Origin of the sequence: Veillonella parvula, assembly GCF_018366295.1 — a bacterium.
GTDB classification, from domain to species: Bacteria; Bacillota; Negativicutes; order Veillonellales; family Veillonellaceae; genus Veillonella; species Veillonella parvula_P.
Genome location: NZ_JAGZIJ010000004.1, coordinates 114,578 through 138,841, shown reverse-complemented (window position 1 = coordinate 138,841; position 24,264 = coordinate 114,578). Strand labels below are relative to the sequence as shown.

Sequence of the window (24,264 nt, the reverse complement as noted above, 5' to 3'; positions counted from 1 at the left end):
AGGATCCACCTGTTCCCATCTCGAACACAGTAGTTAAGCTCATAAACGCCGAAAGTACTTGGCTGGAGACGGCCTGGGAGGATAGGAAGCCGCTGATTGACTAAAAGAAAAAGGTCTACCTAAAGGTAGGCCTTTTTCTTTTTGCTAGTCTTCGACTAGCTAACCCTACTAGAGCAGCCTCCAGCCAAGGTTGTAGAGGTTGTATCTATGTACGTGTCCGTGTAAGACGGCCCTGGGAAAAGCAGGGCAGTAGAAGATGGAGGAGTGAAACGACGACAGATTCACTGCATCGCTTTCTTCCGAACGTAAGATTTACCGAGCTGCGAAGCAGAGAAGGGAAATCCACAGTGAGGAAGCAAGTAGGGCAACCGAAGAGGTCTTAGAGCTAAGCGACGCAGCCGAACCATATGAGTGCTTCCGAACGTAAGATTTACCGAGCTGCGAAGCAGAGAAGGGAAATCCACAGTGAGGATTGATAGGAAGCCGCGGCTAATGGTAGTATCTAACTAATCCATACGGTAACGAGGCACAACGTGCCAATGTTACCGAACCGTAAAGCAGTTGAGCTACTTTAAATATATGTAAATAAACTTTATCTAATCGATACCGCGGTGCGCAGCACCAATGGTATCGAACCGTAAACTAGTTGAGCAACTCCATATTTATGTAAATAACAAGCCCCATGATCACAAAATCATAGAGCCTATATATTAATAACAACTTATTAGGAATTTAATATATATACAAAAAAAGAGCTGCCTAAGCAGCTCTAATTCTTTATTATTCTACACCAACCATTACGCTAGTGGATTTGATAACAGCGACAACTTCTTTGCCAACTGCTAAGCCTAATTCTTTAACGGATTGAATAGTAATGTCAGCAGTAACAATATTATTATTACCTACGTTGATTTTTACGATTGCATTTACAGCGCCTTCTTGGATCTCAACGATAGTACCTTTTAATTGATTTCTTGCACTTAATTTCATGGATATCTCCTTAAAAAACAATACAAAAAGTATATATATTATAATATTTTGCATATAATTTGTGATATACATTACATCACAAATTATATGGAGCGGGCGAAGGGAATCGAACCCTCCTCTCAAGCTTGGGAAGCTCGCATTCTACCGATGAACTACGCCCGCACGATGTAAATATTGTATCATATATTTACATATACATTCAAGTAATCATAGATATATCTATGATTATACCTATAGTAGTAAATGTATTGAATTACTTTCAATCTAGATGTATAAAATAATAGAAAAGGAGGAATTCGTATGTCAAAAGTATATAAAGTTCATAAATGGTTATCTATCATTTCCTTAATTTTCTTCTTAATGTTTTGTATTACAGGATTAGTACTCATGTTTCGAACTGAGTTAAATGCATGGGCTCAAGGTGGAACAATACATCATTCATCAGCTATAATGTCGATGAATGAACATGAAGAATCTATATTTAAGTATGCTGATCAGGGGGCACTACTTGTTAAACAGAAATATCCATCAAAAGATATTTTGAATATATCCCCTGCTATGGGGGCTACACATATTTTACGGTATCGTATTATTGAATCTACGGCTACGGTAGCACCTCCAGCTCGCATGGGAATGGGTGGGGATTATGTTTTATATAATCCTATATCTAAAGAACTGATTACTTCACATAATGAGCCTCCTGTACATCCTTGGATTCGTAGTATGTTACATACTCTTCATCAATTACATACACGATTAGATTTAGGTAAAATTGGCATATATATTGTAACATTCTTATCATTTTTATGTAGTCTCACTATTATTTCAGGGATTTTTTTATATGGTCCATTTCGTAAAAGTTATTCTAAAGCCTCTGTTTTATCTAAGAAAATGAAAATAGGTGTATTACATCGTGAATTCTCAATAGTTGCAACGGTCTGGGGATTTATATTATGTATAACAGGTGTATGGATTGGGGGCTTTTTTATTGCAAATGATAACTATAATGCCGATGTACTTCATAATGCTAAACAGGAACTTTCGATTGGACAATCTGAAATATTGCAACCATCAGAAGCAATTTCTCGTATAATGAAAGTATATCCAGATCGACAAGTTATTTCTATGGATTATCCATCTAAGTTTAACAATTACCATTATGCATTTTATTTAGGTGCAGAAAATGATGATGATCCAGCTATGTTTCTTGGACAGCCTGTATATGCTAACTTGTATGTCGATTCTAGTAATGATAGATTTTCTACTAAAGCAGTTCCATGGTATTTTACAGGTATGACGACTATGATTAACCTACATATTCATAATCATAATACGATGGCTCTGAAGATATTGTGGGCTATATGGGATATTGTTCTCATTATTGGTATCGTGACTGGACTTATGATGACTATTATTAGAAAGTATAAAAAATCAGATGTAATTCTATCTAAAGTATCGGTAGAGGAAAAGCATATTTGGCGTACACCATTATTTTGTAGTATATCTGTTCTTATAGGATTGCTTCTACCACTTTGGCAAAATCCTGTTATGAATACGATTGCTGCTATTTGTTTAACTGTATCACTTATTGTATTTTTTATCTCTTTACTTAAAGAAAGTAAACAATATTGATTATTTTCGAACTGAAATGATATAATAATAAATATAGTTGTTTTTATATACATAAAAATACGTATTATTATTTATGACTCAGAAAGTGGTAGTTATTATGAATTTTATAAAAGCATTTTTCCAGTCAGAGTCTGCTGGTGGGATATCCTTGCTGTCCGCTGCTATTTTAGGCGTTCTTGTGGCGAACTCACCGATTGCAGCACAGTATTTTGCAGTCATGCAAATACACCTTGGTCCAATGACTATACTGGAGTGGGTAAATGATGCCTTAATGGCTCTTTTTTTCCTTTATGTTGGTATAGAGATCAAGAAGGAAATGATTTCTGGGGAGCTTGATACGAAGGCGAAACGTGTGCTTCCCGTATTAGCCGCATTTGCAGGTGTTATTACGCCAGCTATTGTGTATTATTTTGCGGCTGGATATATGCCAGAATATAGACATGGTTGGGGGATTCCTACCGCTACAGATATCGCTTTTGCTATAGGCGTTATTACAATGCTTGGTAATAAGGTATCTACAGCGATGAAAGCCTTTCTAGCTGCATTAGCTATTATTGACGACTTGATTGCCATAGTCGTTATTGCTCTCTTTTATGGGGCAGGCGTTAATTTTATGGATTTAATAGCTGCTGCGGCTGTAACTGGTTTACTGATTTATACTAATAAGCAAGGCTATTTAAGACCACTTCCGTATTGTGTTCTAGGATTAGTTCTTTGGTATTTAGTTTTAAAATCTGGTGTGCATGCTACCATTGCTGGTGTTGTACTGGCTATGACAATTCCTTTTAAAGGTAAAGTTATAGATAAGGTAGTATATCCTATGGAAGAATGGGCCCATGCTTTACGCAATTGGGTAAACTTCTTAATTATACCATTATTTAGTTTTTTAAATGCTGGTGTATCCTTTGCTGATTTTTCCATAGATAATTTATTCCATCCTGTAATCATAGGTGTTTCATTCGGTTTAATCTTAGGAAAACAATTAGGTATATTCTCTGCCGTCTACATTTTGGTTCAATCTAAGGCAATTAAGATGCCTACAAAAACGACGTGGCCTGAAATTTATGGGACAGCTATTTTGTGTGGTATTGGCTTTACTATGAGCCTTTTTGTTGCTACACTGGCTTTCCCACCAGGTATAACACAAGAAATGGCTAAGGTAGGTATCTTTATAGGATCAATCACGGCAGGCTTGCTAGGTGCGATTGTCCTAATTTTAGCTTATCAAATACGCAAGATGCGTGGTAAAATTTAATAAAATAATCTTTTGTAAGTATAGAAAGGATTCAAATGGAACGCATTTTTGTTTTCTTACGTTCTCCAGGTGCAGCTACATCTGTACTCCTAGGAGCAACAGTACTCGCTTTAATTTTAGCGAACTCTCCATCATCTGAACAATACTTTCAAATCGTTAATCACCATATAGGTAATCTAACAATTTTAGAATGGGTTAATGATGCATTGATGGCAATCTTCTTCCTTTTTGTAGGTCTCGAAGTTAAGCGTGAATTAGTATCAGGTGAGCTTAATACTAATGCTAAGCGTGTGATGCCAGGCATTGCCGCATTATTTGGTGTTCTAACGCCCGCTTTTATCTACTACTTAATTGCAGGTTTTCATTCTGAATATATACATGGTTGGGCAATACCAACTGCTACGGATATTGCATTTTCCATCGGTATTATATCTGCATTAGGCTCTAGAGTACCGAATTCAATGAAAGTATTTCTAACAGCTCTTGCCGTTATAGATGATTTGATTGCTATCATCGTAATTGCAATCTTCTATGCGTCAAGTATTCACATGATGTATTTAGGTGCAGCTGTCGTAGTTGTAGCTGCTTTAATCTATTGTAATAAGCAAGGATATGTACGACCTTTACCATATATCATTCTAGGGTTTATCCTTTGGTATTGTGTATTAAAATCTGGTTTACATGCAACTATGGCTGGTGTAATCTTAGCTATGACAATTCCTTCAAAAGGCAAACGAGGCCGTAAGTATGTTCGCCCAATGCAACATTGGGAACATTTATTGTCCAATTGGGTTAGTTTTTTAATTGTACCAATATTTGCATTCTTTAATGCTGGTGTAGATTTACGTAATGTATCTGTTAATGACTTAACGCATCCTGTAGTGCTTGGTGTTGCATTAGGCCTTATTATAGGGAAACAAATAGGTATTTTTGGTGCAGTATTTGCGATGGTGAAATGTGGCCTTGTACCAATGCCGACAGAAGCTAATTGGAAGCATGTATATGGTACTGCGATTGTATGTGGTATAGGCTTTACAATGAGTATCTTCGTATCTATCTTGGCATTTGAACCCGGTCACGCTCAAGAAATGGCAAAAGGTGGCGTTATACTTGGCTCATTAATCTCTGCATTATTCGGCTACATCTTCTTAAGACTTGTTGGTGCAAACCGAAAAGAATGTCATATTGGTGTATACCATAACTGCTAAAATTGAATAAAACTATTAAATCTCCATTATAGACTGAAGAGTATTTCCGACTTTAGAAGTAATCTAAGCGAATATTCTTGCAGGATATAATGGAGATTTTCATTGGTATCTTATAATTTTATGATATATATGTAATACACCCTTAAAACTATACTATAACTATAATTTAATATATATGAATTATTGATATTAATAGAACTTTTATGGTTTATAGATTATTTAAAACTGTATAGTATACTACTTAATGTAAGGTGAGGTGTATATGATAAAAAAAATAATTATTGCATGTACGCTTGTTTGTATGATTGTAATGGTATCCTCTGTATCATTAGCAAAAACTATTGATCGGGGACAACGAGGGCATCACGTTAGTAAGGTGCAAACCATGTTAAAGCATCAAGGTTTTTTACATGATTCTATAGATGGCATTTACGGTCATAATACAGAACAAGCTGTTCGAAAGTTTCAAAAATCTAAAGGGCTCCCTGTAGATGGTCGTGTTGGTCCAGCTACGATGAATGCTTTGGAAAAGATGGAGACTCGTTATGGTGGCCATGGCACAGAACGCAATCATAATGGAGTGCCTAATAAATACTCTAAAGTTTTAACGATGGAGGCTAGTGGCTATTCATCTCAAGATCCTGGCAACGGAAAATATACAGCTACAGGTAGTCGTCTACGGAAGGGACTTGTGTCTGTAGACCCTAAATTAATCCCCTTGGGAACGCGATTATATATTGAAGGTTATGGCTACGCTGTAGCTGACGATGTAGGTGGTGCTATCAAAGGGCATCGCATTGATTTAGCTTTTGATTCTCGTGCAGAAGCATTGCAGTTTGGACGTCAATCTGTAAAGGTTTATATTTTATAATGATGACTCTCTAGCTTTATATAACTATATGATAGGTTTATAGACTAAAATCATATTCTTGTATAAAATGCTAGAGAGTTTTTCTTTTACCGAATTATAATGTATTCAAAACCTCGAATATTCGGAAATTATGGTATAATATAGATATATGATGATGACTCATGATGTTAAATTGATGAGTATACTCAATAGTTATATGATGAATGGTAAAGGATAATCCTATGGATAAAGTACGGCGTGTAGAACGAATGGTGGCAATGACAAAACTGTTAGTTGATTCACCACAAAAATTGATTCCTTTAAATTATTTTTGCGACTTTTTTGGCATGGCTAAATCAACGGTTAGTGAAGATTTAACATGTGTAAGGCAGTCTATGGAACACTTTCAACTGGGGACCTTAGAAACGGTGGCCGGTGTAGCTGGTGGGGTACGATTTATTCCGCATCGTAAGGGAACACAAGCGAACGATATTTTACGCGATGTGCAAGCTCGTTTAATGGAGCCAGATCGTATCATTCCCGGTGGTTTTATTTATATGTCTGATATCTTATATGATTGGCACGTAATGACACGTCTGGGTGAGATTATTATGACTCGTTTCGTGGACCGTGAACCAGACTATATTTTGACTGTAGAAACAAAGGGAATCCCTTTGGCTGTAATGGTAGCGAGAGCTTTTAATAAACCACTTGTTATTGCTAGACGTGATAGTAAGGTAACAGAAGGTTCTGCTATTAGCATCAATTATGTAACAGGCTCCTCCGGGCGCATTCAAACTATGACACTAACTAAACGGGCAATTCCTCCAAATGCGAAGGTGTTAATTATCGATGACTTTATGAAAGCTGGCGGTACCGCTAAGGGGCTTAAAGAATTAGTTCTTGAAATGAGTGGGGTCGTTGTTGGCACAGGTGTTCTTGTAGCTACAGCTGAACCAAGTCCGAAGTTGATCAATGATTATGAATCACTATTTACTTTTTATGGTATCGATGAAAATACAAAGAAAATTAGTATAGAGCCTGTGTTAGATGCAGAGTAAATCATTAATATTAGGAAGATTATAGGCTGATATAATGGTTTATATTGAGTATTGACCTATGGGCTAAATAATGACGTAAAGAATATTTAAAATGGTTTAGAGATAAAAGAGATAACAGATAGGAGATTACTATGAATATTGCAAGCCTTATTTTAGCTGCTGGTAAGGGTACGCGTATGAAGTCTAAATTGCCAAAAGTGTTACACAAGGTCGGCGGTAAGGCGATGGTAGAACGCGTTCTTGAAACGGTGCAATCCATTGGTACCAATCGCGATGTTGTTATCGTTGGTTTTGGTGGCGATGCAGTACAAAATTACTTGGGGGAGCGTGCTGAATTTGTTCGTCAAGAAGAACAAAATGGTACAGGTCATGCAGTTAAGATGGCTCAACCAGTACTTGGTGACTATGATGGTACAATCTTATTGTTATGCGGTGATACTCCCTTGGTTACAAAAGAAAGTTTAGAAGCACTTTTAGAAGAACATAAAAATTCCGGTGCAGCAGCTACAATCTTAACTGCTCATATGCCGGATCCAACTGGTTATGGACGTATCATTCGCAATGAAGCGGGTTCTGTAGTTCGTATCGTAGAACAGAAAGATGGTAAACCTGAAGAACTAGCGGTTCAAGAAGTAAATACAGGTATGTACGCTTTTGATAGTAAAAAATTATGGCCTTGCTTAGATCAATTATCTGATGATAATGCCCAAGGTGAATTGTATATTACTGATGTAGTTGGTATTCTCGTAAGTGGTGGCGACAAGGTAAGTGCATACATGACTAAGGATTTTGAAGAATCTTTAGGTGTAAACTCACGTTTGCAATTAGCAGAGGCTGAAGCTATATTAAAACATCGTAAAAATGTTGAGTTAATGACTGCTGGCGTAACAATTATTGATCCTGAAAATACCTATGTGGATCCTGAGGTAACAGTAGGTGCAGATACAATTTTGCATCCTGGTACAGTCCTTGAAGGTGATACCGTGATTGGTGAGCGTTGTGAAATTGGACCACATACTCGTTTGACGAATGTAAAAGTCGGCAATGATACGATTATCCACTTTACTTATGGTCATGACTGTGAAGTAAAAGACGGTGTAGATGTAGGTCCATATGTTCATTTGCGTCCAAATACAGTTCTAGGCAACAAGGTTCATGTAGGTAACTTTGTAGAAGTTAAAAATTCTAATGTTGGGGAAGGAACTAAGTTTCCACATCTCTCCTATATCGGCGACAGCGATGTTGGGGCCGGTGTTAATATTGGCTGTGGTACTATTACCGTAAACTATGATGGGAAAGTTAAGCATCGTACTACTATTGGTGATGGCGCATTTGTTGGCTGTAATAGTAACTTAGTAGCTCCTGTGACAGTGGGTAATTATAGTTATGTGGGTGCGGGCTCTACTATTACTAAAAACGTACCAGATAAGGCCTTAGCTGTAGGTCGTAGTAAGCAAATTGTGAAAGAAAATTGGGTAACAGAGGATACTTTCAAAAAGAAATAAAAAAAATCTCATATTTTTTAACACAATTAGGTCAAAATAGTATACAATAAAAAGGCAATAGTGTGTATCTGTAATGTATAGATTATGGATAAGTAACCAGTATAGGAGCAAATGAAAGGGTAACAAAATGGCATTTGAAGACGGCAAAAAACTCAAGATTTTCACAGGTAATGCAAATCCTGCATTGGCAAAGGAAATTTGTGATTATTTAGGGTTGCCTTTAGGTGAAGCATTTGTAGGTCGTTTTAACAATGGCGAAGTACAAATAATGATTGATGAAAGCGTACGTGGCAAAGATGTATTTATCATTCAACCAACTAGCTATCCTGTAAATGATAATTTAATGGAACTCATGGTTATGGCTGACGCGTTAAAACGCGCTTCTGCACGTCATATCACTGCAGTAGTACCTTACTATGGCTATGCTCGCCAAGACCGTAAGACTCGTGGTCGTGAGCCGATTACAGCTAAATTAGTAGCTAATTTGATGCAAACGGCAGGTATTACACGTCTTGTAACAATTGATTTGCATGCAGGCCAAATTCAAGGTTTCTTTGATGTGCCTGTAGATCATTTGTTTGGCGCATCTATTTTGGCTAAATACATTAATGAAAAAAATATGGAAGATGTTATCGTTGTATCTCCTGACCTTGGCGGTGTTACAAGAGCTCGTGATTTGGCTGACCGCATTGGTGCACCGATTGCAATCATTGAGAAAAAACGCCCTGAACCAGGTGTGGCTAAAGTTATGAATCTCATCGGTGATGTGGCAGGTAAAAACTGTATTATTATTGATGATATCGTAGATACGGCTGGATCCTTGGTTGAAGGTGCTAAAGCATTGGAAGAATTCGGTGCTAAATCCGTTACCGCCGCTGTTACACATGCAGTGTTGACAGATCCGGCAAGTGAACGAATTGCAAATTCCAATATTAAGGAACTTATCGTTACTAATACTATTCCATTGCCGGAAAATTGCAACTTACCAAATATTACGCAATTATCCGTAGCTCCATTGTTGGGTGAAGCAATTATGCGTATTTTCCATGAAGTATCTGTAAGTAATTTATTTGATAAATAATAGGTGATTCTTGAAATTAGTAGTAGGCCTCGGTAACCCCGGCAAGCAATACGAAAAGACAAAACATAATATTGGATTTATGGTTATTGATGCCATTGCCGATAGTGTCCCTCACACGCCTTGGAGAGAGGAGCAACGTGCTGAGGTATGCAGTATTACCGTGGATGGTGAGAAAGTATTACTTGTAAAGCCGCAAACATTTATGAATCTAAGTGGTGAGTCTGTAGGACCGTTAATGCGGTACTATAAAATTGATCCATCTGATGTGTATTGTATCTATGATGACATGGATTTACCTATAGGTAAGTTGCGTATTCGACCAAATGGTAGTTCGGGTGGACATAATGGGATTAAATCTTTAATTTCCCATATAGGAACAGAAAATTTTCCTCGTTTCCGCGTAGGAATTGGACGTCCATTGCCACAATGGACTGTCATTGATCACGTTTTAGCACCATTTAGTGAAGAGTCGCAAGAGAAGGTACAAAAAGGTATTAAGGATACGGTAAAAGCCGTATTAGGCACCTTAGAGGTAGGTATTGATAAAGGCATGAATCAATTCAATCCTAAACGTCGTCCACAGCGATAAATACATGCATAAGGGCATGAGTCTCATTGAGATTCATGCCCTTTTTACGAGGTACATATGAGTAATCAAGAAAAAATGCCTTTTGTAGAGGCTTTAGAATCATATAAAGAACAACATTTCGTGCCCTTTCATACGCCAGGTCATAAGATAGGCGTTGAAGCACCTCAACTGTTAAAGAACTGGATGGGGGCAGCATTACCCTATGACTTAGGTGTTATGTACGCTTTAGATGATTTACATGAACCTGAACGGGAATTAAAAGAAGCGCAAGACTTAACAGCCGAATTATATGGAGCTGATTGTTGTTGGTTTTCTATTAATGGTACTACCGCTTTGATCGAAGCCATGATTATGGGGACTGTAGGGCCTGATGAAATCATTATCATTCCTCGAGAAGCACATCGTTCCGTTATTAGTGGGCTTGTCCTCTCAGGAGCCAAACCAGTATATATGGACTGTGATTTTGATGAACGCTGGGGGATTCCACTAGGCGTATTATTAGAAAATGCTATCAAATCAATGGATGCACATCCAGAGGCAAAGGCGATTCTTTTAGTTTATCCAAACTATTATGGCGTGGGCATAGATATTGTTAATATCATACAAGAGGCTCATAAGCGGGGACTTATTGTACTTGTTGATGAAGCTCATGGTCCTCATTTGCCGTTTTCTGAAAGTTTACCTATAGAAGCTATAGAGGCTGGAGCAGATTTGGTGGCTCAAAGCACACATAAATCTGTTGGCTCTTTGACACAAACATCTTGGCTATTAGGGCAAGGTAAAAAAATTGATAAGCGGCGTATTACGCAAATGCATCAAATGCTACAAAGTACGAGTCCAAACTATATTTTCCTTGCTTCCTTAGATATGGCGCGCCATCAATTAGCCACAGCAGGTAATGATTTAGTAAGTCGTGCAGTAGAGTTGAGTATGTACTTACGTGAGGAACTCAATAAAATTTCTGGTATTGCTGCTATGGAATACACAGATATTCAAGAGCGGGTGATAAATTATGATTGTACTAAGGTGCTGATTGATGCTAAAGAATTAGGGCTCACAGGCGTTGCTTTTGAACGGATGTTACGAGAACATCATATTGAGGTGGAGTTAGTACAAGCTCATCATGTGCTAGTGCTCATTACCATAGGTGATACAAACGAGTCTGTAACTGCTCTTATTAAGGCTGTACAAGCTGTAAGTGAAAAGGTGTTACGTGCATTTAAAGAATTTAATAAAACAGAGGAAGAGCAATTGCAAGACATTAGTAAAGATTCTGCGCTGCTGCCAGCGCCTATTGTGCGCATAACCCCTCGTAATGCTATGTATGCAAATCGTGAGCAAGTACCTTTAAAAGAAGCACTTCATCGCATTGCAGGGGAGACAATTGCTTATTATCCACCAGGTATTCCCTGTGTAGCAGTAGGTGAAGAGATTAGTGCCTCTGTGTTACAATATATAGAGAATCACAAGGCTCTAGGTTATGTACCTAATGGGTCTGATGATATGACATTGGAAACAATTTGGGTGTTACAGGAGTAATTATGGGGACTTTGATTATATTAGAAGGTGGAGACGGCAGCGGTAAGGCTACACAAACTAAACTCTTAGTAGAGCGCTTGACCAAAGAAGGGCATGCCGTTAAGTCTGTGAGCTTTCCAAACTATGATAGCGGCGCCGCTATGCCTATTAAAATGTATTTAGCTGGTGAATTTGGTAAGGATGTACATGATGTAAATCCTTATGTGGCAAGCTCTATGTACGCTATCGATCGATTTGCTTCCTTCAGAACTGACTGGGAACAGTTTTACAAAAATGGGGGTATCATCATTGCAGATCGTTATACAACGTCTAACATGGTGCACCAAATGGTAAAATACGATGATCCGAAGGAACGTACTGCATTTTTAGATTGGCTTGAAGATTTTGAGTTCCAAAAATTTGGCTTGCCTAAACCTGATGCGGTATGCCTTTTGGATATGCCCCTTGAAGTGAGCGAAGCCCTTATGGCGGAGCGCACTGGTAAAACAGGAGGCAATACTGGTGATATTCACGAAGGGAATCATGCATATTTAGTAGCCGTTCACGGTGCGTATGAAGAATTAGTAAAGCGTTATCAATGGCACCGCATACCTTGTGCTGATAAAGCTAAGTCTAGTCAGTATACATTGCGTACTATTGAAGAAATTCATAATGATGTATATAGTGTAGTAGAAAATCTACTACCTTAGAAAAAGGCGACTCTTTTAAAAGTCGCCTTTTTCCTATATAATATTAATATTGAGCATGTATTGATAGGAGGCGCTATGACATATTTTGATTCTATAATTGGTCAAGATTCGATTAAGGCACACCTATCTGAACTTGTAAGTCGTAATGCATTACCTCATAGTCTCTTGTTTTATGGCGAATCTGGTCTTGGCAAGCTAGATATGGCCATTGGCCTAGCGTCTTTATTACTAGGGCGTCAAGTATTCTCTCAACCTAAGGGGGAATCTTATTTAGCAGAGGTTAAGGAAGCCCGTTTAGCAAATGGGGATACGGAAAAACGTATCGAAGCCGAAGGATTACCTATCTATATGGATAAGGGTGATGCCTTTTGGATTCGCCCTATGAAAACAACCTTAAAGGTAGAGCAGTGGTATTCATTATTACAAGATCATCTGTCTGTGGCGGGCAATGGGAACCGCGTTGTCATTGTGGAGGACTTTCACACAGCCAATGCAGTTATGGCAAATGCTATGCTAAAAACCATTGAAGAACCACCCGAACAGGTGTACTTCATCATTATTACGAACAAGATTAACACCGTATTGCCTACCATCATTTCTAGATGTATGGGAGTTGGTTTTAACAGTGTTGATGTAGATACGATTCGCACCGCTCTTATAGCGCGTGGAATTACCGGTGATATAGAACAGGCTTTATTAGCTGGTCATGGTAATCCACAATTGGTGGAAAAACTGGCGACACAAGGTCGCATTGAAATGCTAGAGTTAGCCGTTAAGGTGATGGACATATTAGCTTTTGAAACGCGATGGTTTTCTATGATTTCCTTAGCTTGTGAAAGCTTATCTCGTGAAAGCCTAACGGAATTGATGCACTGGCTACGCCTTGTAAGTAGAGATATGATGGCTCTTAAAATGGGGGCTCAAGACACGCAATTACAAGTACCCATGTACAAAACTCAATTATTACGATTATTACCGCGCTGGTCCATGCAAGCATTGTCAGAGGTTGTTACTGAAACATTGCAAGCAGAACGGGCTTTGCGCTTACATATAAAAACCGCTCTCGTGGTGGACGGTCTTAGTATCGCCCTTCATGATGCTCGGGAGGAGGATTAAATGCTAACCATAGTTGGCGTACGCTTTAAAAAGGCGGGAAAGATTTATTATTTTCAGCCTGAACAATTAGAACTATCCGTTGGGGATGGGGTTATCGTTGAAACAGCACGTGGTGTAGAATACGGCACAGTTGTGATTGGACCCAAAGAGGTCTTTGAAGATTCTGTTGTTGCCCCTGTTAAGCCTGTTATTAGACAGGCGACGTCAAAGGATTTGAAACAAATCGAGAAGAATAAAGAGCGCGAAGAAAAGGCCTTTGAAATTTGTCTAGAAAAAATTGAAAAACGCAAGTTACCGATGAAACTTATCAATGTGGAATACACATTTGATATGAATAAGATTATATTCTTCTTTACTGCAGATGGCCGTATTGACTTCCGTGAGCTCGTTAAAGATTTGGCAACTATATTTAGAACGCGCATCGAGTTACGCCAAGTGGGTGTCCGTGATGAGGCTAAAGTACTAAATGGTATTGGTGCTTGTGGTCGACCTTTGTGTTGTTCAAATTTCTTAGGTGACTTTACGCCTGTATCGATTCGCATGGCAAAGGATCAAAATTTAAGCTTAAATCCTACGAAGATTTCTGGTGTATGTGGTCGATTGATGTGTTGTCTTAACTATGAAGATGATTTATATAAAAAAGGTGGCGACCTATATGTGAAGAAGGAACGCACTCAATCTCCTCAAGATATAGCACCTCCTGGCATTGGTAAGGAGGTTGTTACCGATGAAGGTATTGGTAAAGTTTTAAAGGTAAATCATCATAAGCATACTGTAAAGGTACAGCTCGAAGCGGGCCGTACTATCGATTTGAAATGGTCCGAGGTGGCATTGCCTGATGAATGATCAAGAACGACTTGATGATTTAATTATCGATGGCTTACAGATTTATCAGCGTTCTGATATGTTTCGCTTTTCCTTTGACGCCATAGCACTCATTCATTTTTGTCGTTTTAATGGTCGTCATACCTATGTTGATCTTGGAACGGGGTCAGGGGTTATGCCGCTTATAGGTACGTCATTAGGGGCAGGTCATATTACAGGTATAGAAATTAATGAAACTCTCGTTGAGTTGGCTAAGCGTAGCGTAGAACATAATCGTAAACAAGATGTGGTAAATATGTTATGTGGTGATTATCGGCATATGACATATCGAGATATACAAGATAAGCCTTTTGATGGTGTTATTGTTAATCCCCCTTTTTATGATTGTGAAAGCGGTGCAAAGCCTACATCTGAAGAGCGTACTTTAGCACTTCATGATGGACATACAACTTTATGTGATGTTCTGAAAGCGGTACAGTCTTTTATTAAATGTAAAGGTCGCTTGTGGATGATTTATAGTGCTAGTCGCTTGCAATATGTATTACATGAACTAGAAAGGTTTAACTTTCAAGCAAAACGAATTCGGTTTGTTCATGGTATGCTAGATAAACCAGCAAAATTAGTTTTGATAGAGTCTATTTTTCAAGGTCAGGCAGGTCTTGTACTTGAGCCACCACTCATCGTTTACAAAAAAACGAATGTGTACACGAAGGAGGTGTCCTCTTGGTATGAACGATAATGAATGGGGCACATTATACTTGGTGCCTACACCGATTGGTAATTTAGAAGATATGACGTATCGATCTGTTCGTATTTTGGGTGAGGTAGATGCTATCGCGGCTGAGGATACACGTCATACGGGCATATTGTTAAAACATTTTGATATTAAAAAGCCTTTGATTTCTTATCATGAACATAATAAGGAGGAAAAAGGTGCTTATATTTTGGAACTTTTGTTAGAAGGACAGTCGATTGCTTGCGTTAGTGATGCGGGTATGCCTGCTATTTCTGATCCAGGGGCAGACCTTGTAACAAAGGCCATTGAAGAAGGCATAGCTGTAGTTCCATTACCAGGAGCCAATGCGGCGTTAACAGCACTTATTGCATCAGGTTTAGATACTAAATCCTTTACCTTTGCAGGGTTCTTGCCTAAACGAGGGAAACATCGTATTGAAGAATTAAAAAGACTTTCACAAGTGATGGGAACCTTGCTATTTTACGAAGCCCCGCATCGACTACAAGAGGTTTTACAAGATATGTATGAAGTCTTTGGTAATCGCTCCATAACGGTGGCAAGGGAACTAACGAAGAAGTTTGAAACCTTTGTACGCACGGATCTGGAAAACCTTGTAAAGAATTTAGAACAGCTCACCTATAAAGGTGAATTCGTCCTCATCGTAAGCGGTGCTGATACAGTGGAGTCCGATACTAGTGAAGTGTTGGATGAACCAGTATCTTATGAAGATGCTGTGCAAGCCCTTGTAGATACTGGGGTACCTAAAAAAGAAGCTATTCGCCAGGTGGCAAAGCGTTTTAACGTTTCCCGCCGGGATGTATATAATATTGTAGAACGTTAAACCTTCCCATTCGAAGGTTAGAAGGAGGCTCATCATGGGAGACACAAAGAAAACGTATTATATTACGACACCTATTTATTATCCAAGTGCTAAGTTGCACATTGGTCATACGTATTGTACATCTGTAGCCGATACAATCGCACGTTTTAAACGATTAGCAGGATATGATGTACGTTTTTTGACTGGTTCAGATGAACATGGCCAAAAAATCCAACGTGCTGCAGAAGCACAAGGCATTACTCCTCTTGAATATACTACAAATATTGTAAATGGTTTTAAAGCATTGTGGGAAAAAATGCATATTTCCAATGACGATTTTATTCGGACTACCGATGAACGTCATGAAAAGGTTGTTCAAGCGTTATTTACAAAAGCTTATGAGAAGGGCGATATTTACAAAGCCGAATATGAAGGCTGGTATTGTACACCGGACGAAACTTTTTGGACAGAGCAGAAGCTAGGACCTAATCATACTTGTCCGGATTGCGGTCGCCCTGTAGAGCGTGTTAAAGAGGAAAGTTATTTCTTCAAACTCGGTAAATATACGGATCAATGGCTTAAGTTTATTGAAGAGAATCCTGACTTTATTCAGCCTGAATCTCGTCGCAATGAGATGATTCAATTTGTAAAGCAAGGTCTAGAAGACTTGGCGGTGTCTCGTACATCCTTTGATTGGGGAATCAAGGTTCCATTTGATCCTAAACATGTAGTATATGTTTGGTTCGATGCATTAGTGAACTATATTAGTGCCCTTTCTCCATTTGATGGTGATGGTGAACTATATAAAAAATACTGGCCTGCAGATCTTCATTTAGTAGGTAAGGAAATCGTACGTTTCCATACAATTATTTGGCCTATGATGCTCATGAGCCTTGAGTTGCCATTACCAAAAAAGGTATTTGGACACGGTTGGATGATTGTAGATGGTACAAAGATGAGTAAATCCTTGGGGAACGTAATCGATCCAATCCCATTGATTGATACATATGGTGCAGATTCTTTGCGTTATTACTTATTAAGCGAGATTACGCTAGGTAATGACGGCAACTTTACGTTACCTAACTTCGTTACAAAAATTAATGCAGATTTATCTAATGATTTAGGTAATTTATTAAACCGTACTATTGCGATGATTGAAAAATACCATGGTGGTGTGATTACAAAATGCGATGATATGGACGATTTGGACCGTGATGTATCTACATTAGCTGTTCAAACTGCAAAAGATTTTGAAGCGGCGATGGAAAATATGGAGCTTAATAAAGCTATCAAAACTGTATGGGCTTTTATTGGTCGCATGAATAAATACATTGATGAAACAATGCCTTGGGTATTGGCTAAATCTGAAGATGCGCATGATAAAGCGCGCTTGCAATCTGCTATGTATCACTTGGCAGAGGCATTGCGTATCATTGCCATCTTGGTAAGCCCTGTAATTCCTGTAGGAGCTCCAAAAATCTGGGAACAATTAGGGCTTACAGGTTTTGAAGCGGCTACGTTGGAAGATGCTAAAACTTGGGGATTATTGGCAACAGGTACTAAGGTTGTAAAAGGTGAGCCTATCTATCCACGTTTTGAAGTTCCTGAAATGGTAGATGTAGTTGTTACAGAAAAAGTTGAAGAAGCTGTAGATACATCTAATATTCCACCATTAAAAGAAAATATTACCTATGATGACTTTGAGAAACTCGATCTTCGTGTAGCTAAAGTTATAAGCTGTGAAAAGGTGCCTAAGTCCAAAAAGTTGTTGAAATTTGTATTGGATATCGGTATTGAAGAACGCACCGTATTAAGTGGTATTTCCCAATATTATGAACCGGAGACTATGGTTGGTAAAAAGGTAATCTATTTGTCTAACTTGGCTCCTAAAAAGATGATGGGCATTGAGTCTTATGGTATGATTTTGTCCGCCTCTGATTGGGAAGAACATTTAGAGGTAACAAATATCGAATCATTACCGGCAGGAAGTGTGGTTAAATAATGAAACTTTTTGATACACATGCTCATGTGAATGATGGGCGCTTTGATAATGATCGTAATGAGATGTTACAAGCCTGCTTTGATACAGGTGTAGAATATATTATGATTCCTGGTGTTGATAGAGGTACCGTTGAGTCTGGTTTAGCTTTGGCTAAACAGTACGATCAATTATATGCTGCTGTAGGGACTCATCCCCATGAATCAAAGGACTTCACAGAAGAAGACTACGAGTTTTATAAGGAACAAGCTCTTAACAATGATAAGGTACGTGCTATTGGTGAAATTGGACTAGATTATTACTATGATTTTTCTGACCGTGAAACACAAAAACGCGTATTTATTCGTCAGTTAGAGCTTGCTCGTGAAGTAGATCTCCCGATTATTATCCATGACCGCGATGCACATGGTGATATTATGAATATCTTGCGCAATGAAGGGAAGGATAACTGGGGCATTTTCCATTGCTATTCTGGTAGCTGGGAGATGGCAAAAGAAGCCATTAAAATGGGCTTTTATATTTCCTTTGCAGGTCCTGTAGTATTTCCTAAGTCTACAAATCTTAAGGAAGTGGCAAGACAAGTGCCATTAGAACGAATCCTCATTGAAACCGATTCACCGTATTTGACACCACCACCATTTAGAGGCCGTCGTAATGATCCAAGTAAAACTCAGTTTGTGGCAGAAGAAATTGCAAGCCTTAAAGGGCTCGATGTAGATGAGTTTTGTGAAATTGCTTTTAATAATGGTAAACGAGTATTTGGTATCGAGTAAATGTAGAAACTAGTTCATAAGATAATTAGCGAATAAAATATCTGTTTGGCTTTAATTACTAAGTTTTTGCGTACAAAGTATTAGAATACATGATAAAACTAAATTAGAATTATAAATTATAAAACGCGGTTCTCCCTTATCGGTGAGAATCGCGTTTTTCTATGGTATACTAAAGTATATTCATACTGAACAGAAGTAAGATGAGGATAGCAACATGAAACGTATTGCATTTATAGATTTAGGCTCGAACTCAGTTCGTTTTGTCATATATGAAATTTCTAAGACTGGTAGTTATCGACTGATATATCAAGAGAAAGAAAGTGTACGTCTCAGTGAGAATATGTGGGGAACTCACGAACTGACCAAAGAAGCTATGGAACGCTCTTTGCGTGCTCTAAAAGGTTTTGTACACATGGCTGATGCAATGGAGGCAAATACGATTAAAGCTGTTGCTACCGCAGCAGTACGTTTGGCTAAAAATGGGGATGCTTTTATTAAATCTGTAAAAGAACGAACGGGTTTGGATTTAGAATGTATTGCTGGTGAAGAAGAGGCTCGCCTAGGGTTTCTTGGCGTTATCAATACCATTGGACTTAAGGATTTTATTATTTTTGATTTAGGTGGTGCCAGTACCGAGATAACCCTTGTACGAAATCGTCATATTACAAAATCGGTGAGCTTGCCGATAGGGGCCCTTACCTTAACAGGTACCTATCAAAAAGGGGATGAATATACTCCTAAAGAACTTGATAAACTGACGAAGGTTGTGAAGAAAACGATTAAGGAACATACATGGCTTCGCAATGTGAAATTACCGCTCCTTGGTATCGGCGGCACTGCTCGTAATATTGCTAAAATGGATCAACGCAAGTTATCTTATCCTATTACAAAGCTACATAATTATGAAATTCCATATCATAGATTCCATGAGATTTTGGAAGAAGTAAAAGGTAAATCTCTAGAGGAACGCAAAAAGATTAGTGGTTTATCATCGGAGCGCGCTGATATCATTATTGCAGGCCTCACTATCGTAGAAGAATTATTTAACTACGTAAATACTAAAACACTCGTTGTTGGTGGGTGTGGTCTGCGTGAAGGCTTATTTTACGACTATTATGGAGAGCACTACTTAGGTGGTAACTCTATTATTGATGATATTTTAGTACATTCTGCAGAGAATGTCTTGTTAGGTATGACTAAACATGAGTTAGTTCATGCTAAATATATTACAGGTTTAGCTATTAAACTGTATGATGTATTAGAGCCACTTCATAGAGCTGATAAAAAAACAAGACGTTGTTTGATTGCTGCTAGTTTATTACATGATATTGGTAAACGGATTAACTATTATAGTCATGCCCGACATGGCTGCTATATGCTTGTCAATAGTAATTTATATGGGCTTTCTCATGTTGAACAAGCTTTTAGCGCGTTCCTTGTTATGAACTCTCATGGTTTGACACCAAAAGAGTATAAAAACTTCTTATACGGTAAATTATTAGATCAAGAGCAGCGTTTGTTGGGTCAAAAAATATCTATTATTCTGGCTTTAGCTGAAGCTCTTGATGAAAGTCATGAACAATTTATTCGCCATTTATCCGTGAATCTAAAATATACTAGTGTACTATTAGTAGTAACCTATTTGAACGGTCGCGATATAAGTGTAACAAAAGCGGCTGTAGAGAAATTAGGAAAATCTTTCAAAAAAGAATTTAAGAAAACATTAGAAATAGAGTGGAAGGAAGCTCGTAAGGAGGCATAATGGCATTACCAAAAGCATTACGATATGCAGTGCTACATGTAGGCTCCAGTAGCATGAGTATTACTATTTTAGAATACAAGGGCATCGATGATGTACGCGTTATAGATTATGCAGCTAGGGAGGTAACCTTTGGGGAAGAATTATTCCAAACCTCTCGTTTGAGTTTTGAAACAATTGAGGAAATTTGTCATATCCTAAAGGGATATAAACAATTAATGGCCGATTACGGTGTGAGTCGCTCTAGATTATATGGCACTACTGTAATACGTGAAGCCGCTAATCGTCGTAGTATTCTCGATCAAATTTATATTCAAACAGGTATGCGTGTTGAGGTTATCGACATGCCTAAAGAGGTGTATTACAAATATGCCTTACTATACTACAAGATGACTAATCAGTACCGCTTGACGGATCCTACAAAGGCAACATTATTCCTTGATATTACTTCTGGTGGTGTAGGTTTAACCGTTTGGCGTGGTGAAAGCTTATTATTCCAGCGCAATATGCATAGCGGGTCATTACGTGTTATGGAATCTTTTAATCGCAACCAACGTTCCTCTACATCGTTTCCAATGGCTATTACTGAGTATTTACATCGCATGATAGGCCCATTGCGGGAGGAGCTTAAAACTTTTAATATTAATAGTGTCATTTTATCTGGCGATGAAGCTCAATATATGGCGCGTCTCATGGGAGATGGCAGTAATAAGGACGATATTATTACCATTGAACCAGAACGTTTTAAGGGCTTCATCAAATCCTTTGATGGTGTAACAGCCACTAAGTTGATCAATCGATATAAACTACCTGAATATAAGGCGAATATTTTGATGCCTACTATGATTTTATTTAATGAAATTATAACGGCTATAGAGCCTAAATCGTTGATTTTTAGTAGCTTCTCCTTTTCACAAGGAATAAGCTGGTTCTATGGAGTTGAGGCGGAAAATAATCCCTTTATGTACCAATTGCGTGAGCAAAATGCTCAGCTAGCTCGTGCTGTTGCCGCTAGATATCATACTGACAGCATTCATGATGCTGAGGTGGAACGTTTCAGTTCTTTGTTTTGTAAAACATTACGCCATAAAGGTTTACCGGAGCGGTGGGGTTACTTATGCCGCATTGCAGCTATATTGTGTTCTGTAGGTAAGTTTGTTAATTTACGAAACCATGGAGAGCATGCGTATCATATTGTGATGGGCACAGATATTTTCGGGCTTTCAGAAGAAGAAAAACAAGTAGTGGCAAATGTCGTATTTTATCACTATAAGGGAACTCCATCAGATGATGATACATATTTTAATTCTTTGACAGAATTACAAAAGATTCAAGTTACAAAGTTAGTAGCTATCATTCGTGTGGCCTGTGCTCTCGATGCAGGGAGTAACCAAAAAATCTCAGATGTTATATTGGAAGAGCGCGATAATGTATTGTATGTATTCTGTCGCACTAATGAGGATATTTCTCTAGAATGGTGGACGTTTAATCGAGATGCTGAATATTTTACAGAAGTATTTGGTATGGAACTTATGCTTGTAAGAGGAGGTGACCGCCATGTTCAGTAATGCTAAATATTATTTTAATCGTGAATTATCTTGGCTAAAATTTAATCAGCGTGTACTATTAGAGTCCATAGATACAAATACTCCGCTGTTGGAGCGGTTGCGTTTTATTGCTATTGCTAGTTCTAATTTAGATGAGTTTTTTATGATTCGAGTGGCTGGTTTACGTCATCAAGTTGTGAATGGCATTGTTAAATATGATGCGGCTCATATGGATGCAAAGGCACAATTAAAGGCGATAGATGAATCTGTACAACGCCTTGTTGCTATGCAAAGTATGTATTTAAATAATGTTTTGACTGAACTAGAAAGTTATGGTTTTTTCTTTACACATCCTGATGAGCTAGATGTAAAAACAAAAGCCTGGCTACGCCATTATTTTGAGGAACATATATACCCCGTAGTAACACCATTGGCTGTTGACTCGGGGCACCCATTTCCATTTTTAACAAATCATACCATTAATGCAATTGTACGTATCTTTCAAATACAAGAGGATGGGACTAAGGATTACAAGATTGCTATCTTGCCAATACCATCTGTATTAGATCGAATCATTGAAGTTCCAAGCCGTGGCAATAAGGAACATCGATTTGTTTATCTAGAAGATGTCATTACTTATTATGCAAATCAATTTTTCCAAGGTTATGGTATTGAAGATTATATGGTTTTCCGTATTACTCGTGATGCAGATCTTGAAATAGATGAGGAAGAAGCAACAGATTTGCTATCTGAAGTAGAGGCATCCTTGCGGCGTCGCCGTCGTGGTGATGCGGTACGTCTTGAAGTTTGTGGAGAGATAAAGGATCACTTATTAGATTTTGTCCTTACAAGTGTAGAATTAGAGCAAAAGGACGTATATCGCATTGATGGACATTTGGATTGCCGTATGTATTTTGATTTCTGTAATTATCCAGGTTATGATAAGCTCCGATATGAACCGTTTGATCCTAAGATTCCTAGTGAATTAGTTGATTATGAAGGTGATAGCTTATTTTCTATTATTGGGAAGCAAGATCTTTTTGTTCATCATCCCTTTGAATCTTTTTCAGTGGTTGAGCAATTTATTGCACAAGCAGCGATAGATCCTGATGTATTGGCTATTAAACAAACATTATATCGCGTTAGTGGGGATTCTCCGATTATTGCGTCCTTAATAAAAGCGGCAGATAATGGGAAACAAGTAACCGTCCTTATGGAGGTTAAGGCGCGGTTTGATGAAGAAAACAATATTCATATGGCTCGTCGACTCGAAAAAGCGGGATGTCATGTTATTTATGGTTTAAAAGGTCTTAAGACACACTCTAAAATTACTATGGTGGTACGCCGGGAAACGGATGGTATTAGGCGGTATGTCCATCTAGCAACGGGAAACTATAATGGTAAAACAGCTCGGATGTATACTGATTGTGGTATATTTACTTGTAATGATGAGTATGGTGATGATGCGTCACGTTTTTTTAACTTGATTTCTGGATATTCTGACCCACCGATTTGGAATAAGTTTATTGTAGCGCCTTTAAATTTACGTGAAAAAATTATGGAACTTATTGACCGTGAAATCGAGTTTGCTAAGAATGGGGAAGAAGCCTATATCATTGGTAAGATGAATTCTCTGCTCGATAAAAAGGTCATTGCTAAGTTGTATGAAGCTTCTTCTGCTGGAGTTCGTATCGATCTTATCGTGCGTGGTATTTGTACGCTTCGTCCTGGCATTGCCGGTGTTAGTGATAATATCACAGTACGCTCTATTGTGGGGCGTTTTCTTGAACATCATCGTTTGTTCTACTTCCGTAATGGAGGGAATGAAAGTCTGTACCTATCTAGTGCAGATTGGATGCCTCGAAATTTGAATGAACGTGTAGAGCTTATGATTCCGATTGAAGATAAACGCCATAAAGAACGGGTAAAAAGTATTTTAGATTTATATTTAGATGATACATTAAAAGCTCATTTTATGAGAGCAGATGGTTCGTATCATAAAATCAATGATCGAGAGAATCCTATATCTGCTCAAGAGGAGCTAATGAAAACTGCTATTGAGCATGAACACAGAGAGTCAATGACGGTCATTGAACGGTTACAACCGATGTTAAAAATGAATAGATGATGAAAAAACCTTAATATATTAGGTAATGAATTTTAATACAATTACATAACATATAAAAAGCCCATTATATGGGCTTTTTTACTTTCTTATACATTTAAAAATGAGGAGAAAGTGAAGTTTTGAGTGTTCTAGAAAATATTGGTAACAATTGAAAAACACATA

Annotated in this window: 20 protein-coding genes, 1 tRNA gene and 1 rRNA gene; 20 read left to right on the top strand and 2 right to left on the bottom strand. The window is 38.1% G+C overall.

Annotation, left to right across the window (positions count from 1 at the left end; genetic code table 11):
• Positions 1-98, top strand: a 5S ribosomal RNA gene (gene rrf, locus KHY58_RS05695); the annotation flags it as partial.
• 682 nt (positions 99-780) lie between these two features.
• Here the strand turns inward: rrf and KHY58_RS05690 are convergent.
• The gene (locus KHY58_RS05690) at positions 781-990 is read right to left on the bottom strand and encodes a TOBE domain-containing protein (protein ID WP_004693239.1); all 210 of its coding nucleotides are present in this window, start codon (positions 988-990) and stop codon (positions 781-783) included.
• An 88-nt stretch (positions 991-1,078) separates the two neighbouring features.
• Positions 1,079-1,152: transfer RNA gene (locus tag KHY58_RS05685), tRNA-Gly, on the bottom strand.
• Between the two features lie 138 nt (positions 1,153-1,290).
• On the opposite strand from KHY58_RS05685, the gene KHY58_RS05680 reads away from it, so the two are divergent.
• From KHY58_RS05680 to ppk1, 19 genes are all read left to right on the top strand, one after another.
• Positions 1,291-2,622 (top strand): PepSY-associated TM helix domain-containing protein, encoded by a 1,332-nt coding sequence (locus tag KHY58_RS05680; protein ID WP_008600513.1) that lies wholly within the window; start codon positions 1,291-1,293, stop codon positions 2,620-2,622.
• 97 nt (positions 2,623-2,719) lie between these two features.
• The gene (gene nhaA / locus KHY58_RS05675) at positions 2,720-3,877 is read left to right on the top strand and encodes a Na+/H+ antiporter NhaA (RefSeq protein WP_004693243.1); all 1,158 of its coding nucleotides are present in this window, start codon (positions 2,720-2,722) and stop codon (positions 3,875-3,877) included.
• Positions 3,878-3,912: 35 nt separating this feature from the next.
• Positions 3,913-5,085, top strand: coding sequence for a Na+/H+ antiporter NhaA (gene nhaA, locus KHY58_RS05670; protein ID WP_024060197.1), 1,173 nt, complete (start codon positions 3,913-3,915; stop codon positions 5,083-5,085).
• Between the two features lie 262 nt (positions 5,086-5,347).
• On the top strand, positions 5,348-5,956 hold the full coding sequence (locus KHY58_RS05665) for a peptidoglycan-binding protein (RefSeq protein ID WP_004697224.1): 609 nt from the start codon (positions 5,348-5,350) through the stop codon (positions 5,954-5,956).
• A gap of 221 nt (positions 5,957-6,177) precedes the next feature.
• Complete coding sequence (gene purR / locus KHY58_RS05660; protein ID WP_008600517.1) at positions 6,178-6,996, top strand: pur operon repressor; 819 nt, start codon at positions 6,178-6,180, stop codon at positions 6,994-6,996.
• 131 nt (positions 6,997-7,127) lie between these two features.
• Positions 7,128-8,501: a bifunctional UDP-N-acetylglucosamine diphosphorylase/glucosamine-1-phosphate N-acetyltransferase GlmU gene (gene glmU / locus KHY58_RS05655; RefSeq protein ID WP_105086595.1), complete on the top strand. Its 1,374-nt coding sequence runs from the start codon at positions 7,128-7,130 to the stop codon at positions 8,499-8,501.
• Positions 8,502-8,628: 127 nt separating this feature from the next.
• Positions 8,629-9,582: a ribose-phosphate diphosphokinase gene (locus KHY58_RS05650; protein ID WP_004693255.1), complete on the top strand. Its 954-nt coding sequence runs from the start codon at positions 8,629-8,631 to the stop codon at positions 9,580-9,582.
• Positions 9,583-9,592: 10 nt separating this feature from the next.
• Entirely contained in the window at positions 9,593-10,171 is a 579-nt protein-coding gene (pth, locus tag KHY58_RS05645) for an aminoacyl-tRNA hydrolase (protein WP_008600525.1), read from the top strand.
• Between the two features lie 57 nt (positions 10,172-10,228).
• A complete protein-coding gene (locus tag KHY58_RS05640; RefSeq protein ID WP_278472439.1) occupies positions 10,229-11,710 on the top strand; it encodes an aminotransferase class I/II-fold pyridoxal phosphate-dependent enzyme in 1,482 nt (493 codons plus the stop codon).
• A 2-nt stretch (positions 11,711-11,712) separates the two neighbouring features.
• Positions 11,713-12,399 carry a dTMP kinase gene (locus tag KHY58_RS05635; protein WP_008600529.1) on the top strand — a complete coding sequence of 229 codons (687 nt, stop codon included), beginning with the start codon at positions 11,713-11,715 and terminating at the stop codon, positions 12,397-12,399.
• 75 nt (positions 12,400-12,474) lie between these two features.
• Positions 12,475-13,515: an ATP-binding protein gene (locus tag KHY58_RS05630; RefSeq protein ID WP_278472435.1), complete on the top strand. Its 1,041-nt coding sequence runs from the start codon at positions 12,475-12,477 to the stop codon at positions 13,513-13,515.
• Positions 13,516-14,361 (top strand): PSP1 domain-containing protein, encoded by an 846-nt coding sequence (locus tag KHY58_RS05625; protein WP_077708292.1) that lies wholly within the window; start codon positions 13,516-13,518, stop codon positions 14,359-14,361. It abuts the gene before it with no gap.
• Positions 14,354-15,079: a tRNA1(Val) (adenine(37)-N6)-methyltransferase gene (locus tag KHY58_RS05620; RefSeq protein ID WP_008713596.1), complete on the top strand. Its 726-nt coding sequence runs from the start codon at positions 14,354-14,356 to the stop codon at positions 15,077-15,079. Before KHY58_RS05625 ends, KHY58_RS05620 begins: the two co-directional genes overlap by 8 nt.
• A complete protein-coding gene (gene rsmI / locus KHY58_RS05615; RefSeq protein WP_077708295.1) occupies positions 15,069-15,917 on the top strand; it encodes a 16S rRNA (cytidine(1402)-2'-O)-methyltransferase in 849 nt (282 codons plus the stop codon). The genes KHY58_RS05620 and rsmI overlap by 11 nt, the downstream gene beginning before the upstream one ends.
• A 34-nt stretch (positions 15,918-15,951) precedes the next feature.
• Entirely contained in the window at positions 15,952-17,898 is a 1,947-nt protein-coding gene (gene metG, locus KHY58_RS05610; RefSeq protein ID WP_278472433.1) for a methionine--tRNA ligase, read from the top strand.
• The gene (locus tag KHY58_RS05605) at positions 17,898-18,668 is read left to right on the top strand and encodes a TatD family hydrolase (protein WP_004693274.1); all 771 of its coding nucleotides are present in this window, start codon (positions 17,898-17,900) and stop codon (positions 18,666-18,668) included. The genes metG and KHY58_RS05605 overlap by 1 nt, the downstream gene beginning before the upstream one ends.
• A 214-nt stretch (positions 18,669-18,882) precedes the next feature.
• Positions 18,883-20,430: an exopolyphosphatase gene (gene ppx, locus KHY58_RS05600; protein ID WP_004696994.1), complete on the top strand. Its 1,548-nt coding sequence runs from the start codon at positions 18,883-18,885 to the stop codon at positions 20,428-20,430.
• Positions 20,430-21,995 carry a Ppx/GppA phosphatase family protein gene (locus tag KHY58_RS05595; RefSeq protein ID WP_004697172.1) on the top strand — a complete coding sequence of 522 codons (1,566 nt, stop codon included), beginning with the start codon at positions 20,430-20,432 and terminating at the stop codon, positions 21,993-21,995. Before ppx ends, KHY58_RS05595 begins: the two co-directional genes overlap by 1 nt.
• A complete protein-coding gene (ppk1, locus tag KHY58_RS05590; RefSeq protein WP_004697370.1) occupies positions 21,985-24,102 on the top strand; it encodes a polyphosphate kinase 1 in 2,118 nt (705 codons plus the stop codon). Before KHY58_RS05595 ends, ppk1 begins: the two co-directional genes overlap by 11 nt.
• The last annotated feature ends 162 nt before the right edge of the window (positions 24,103-24,264 follow it).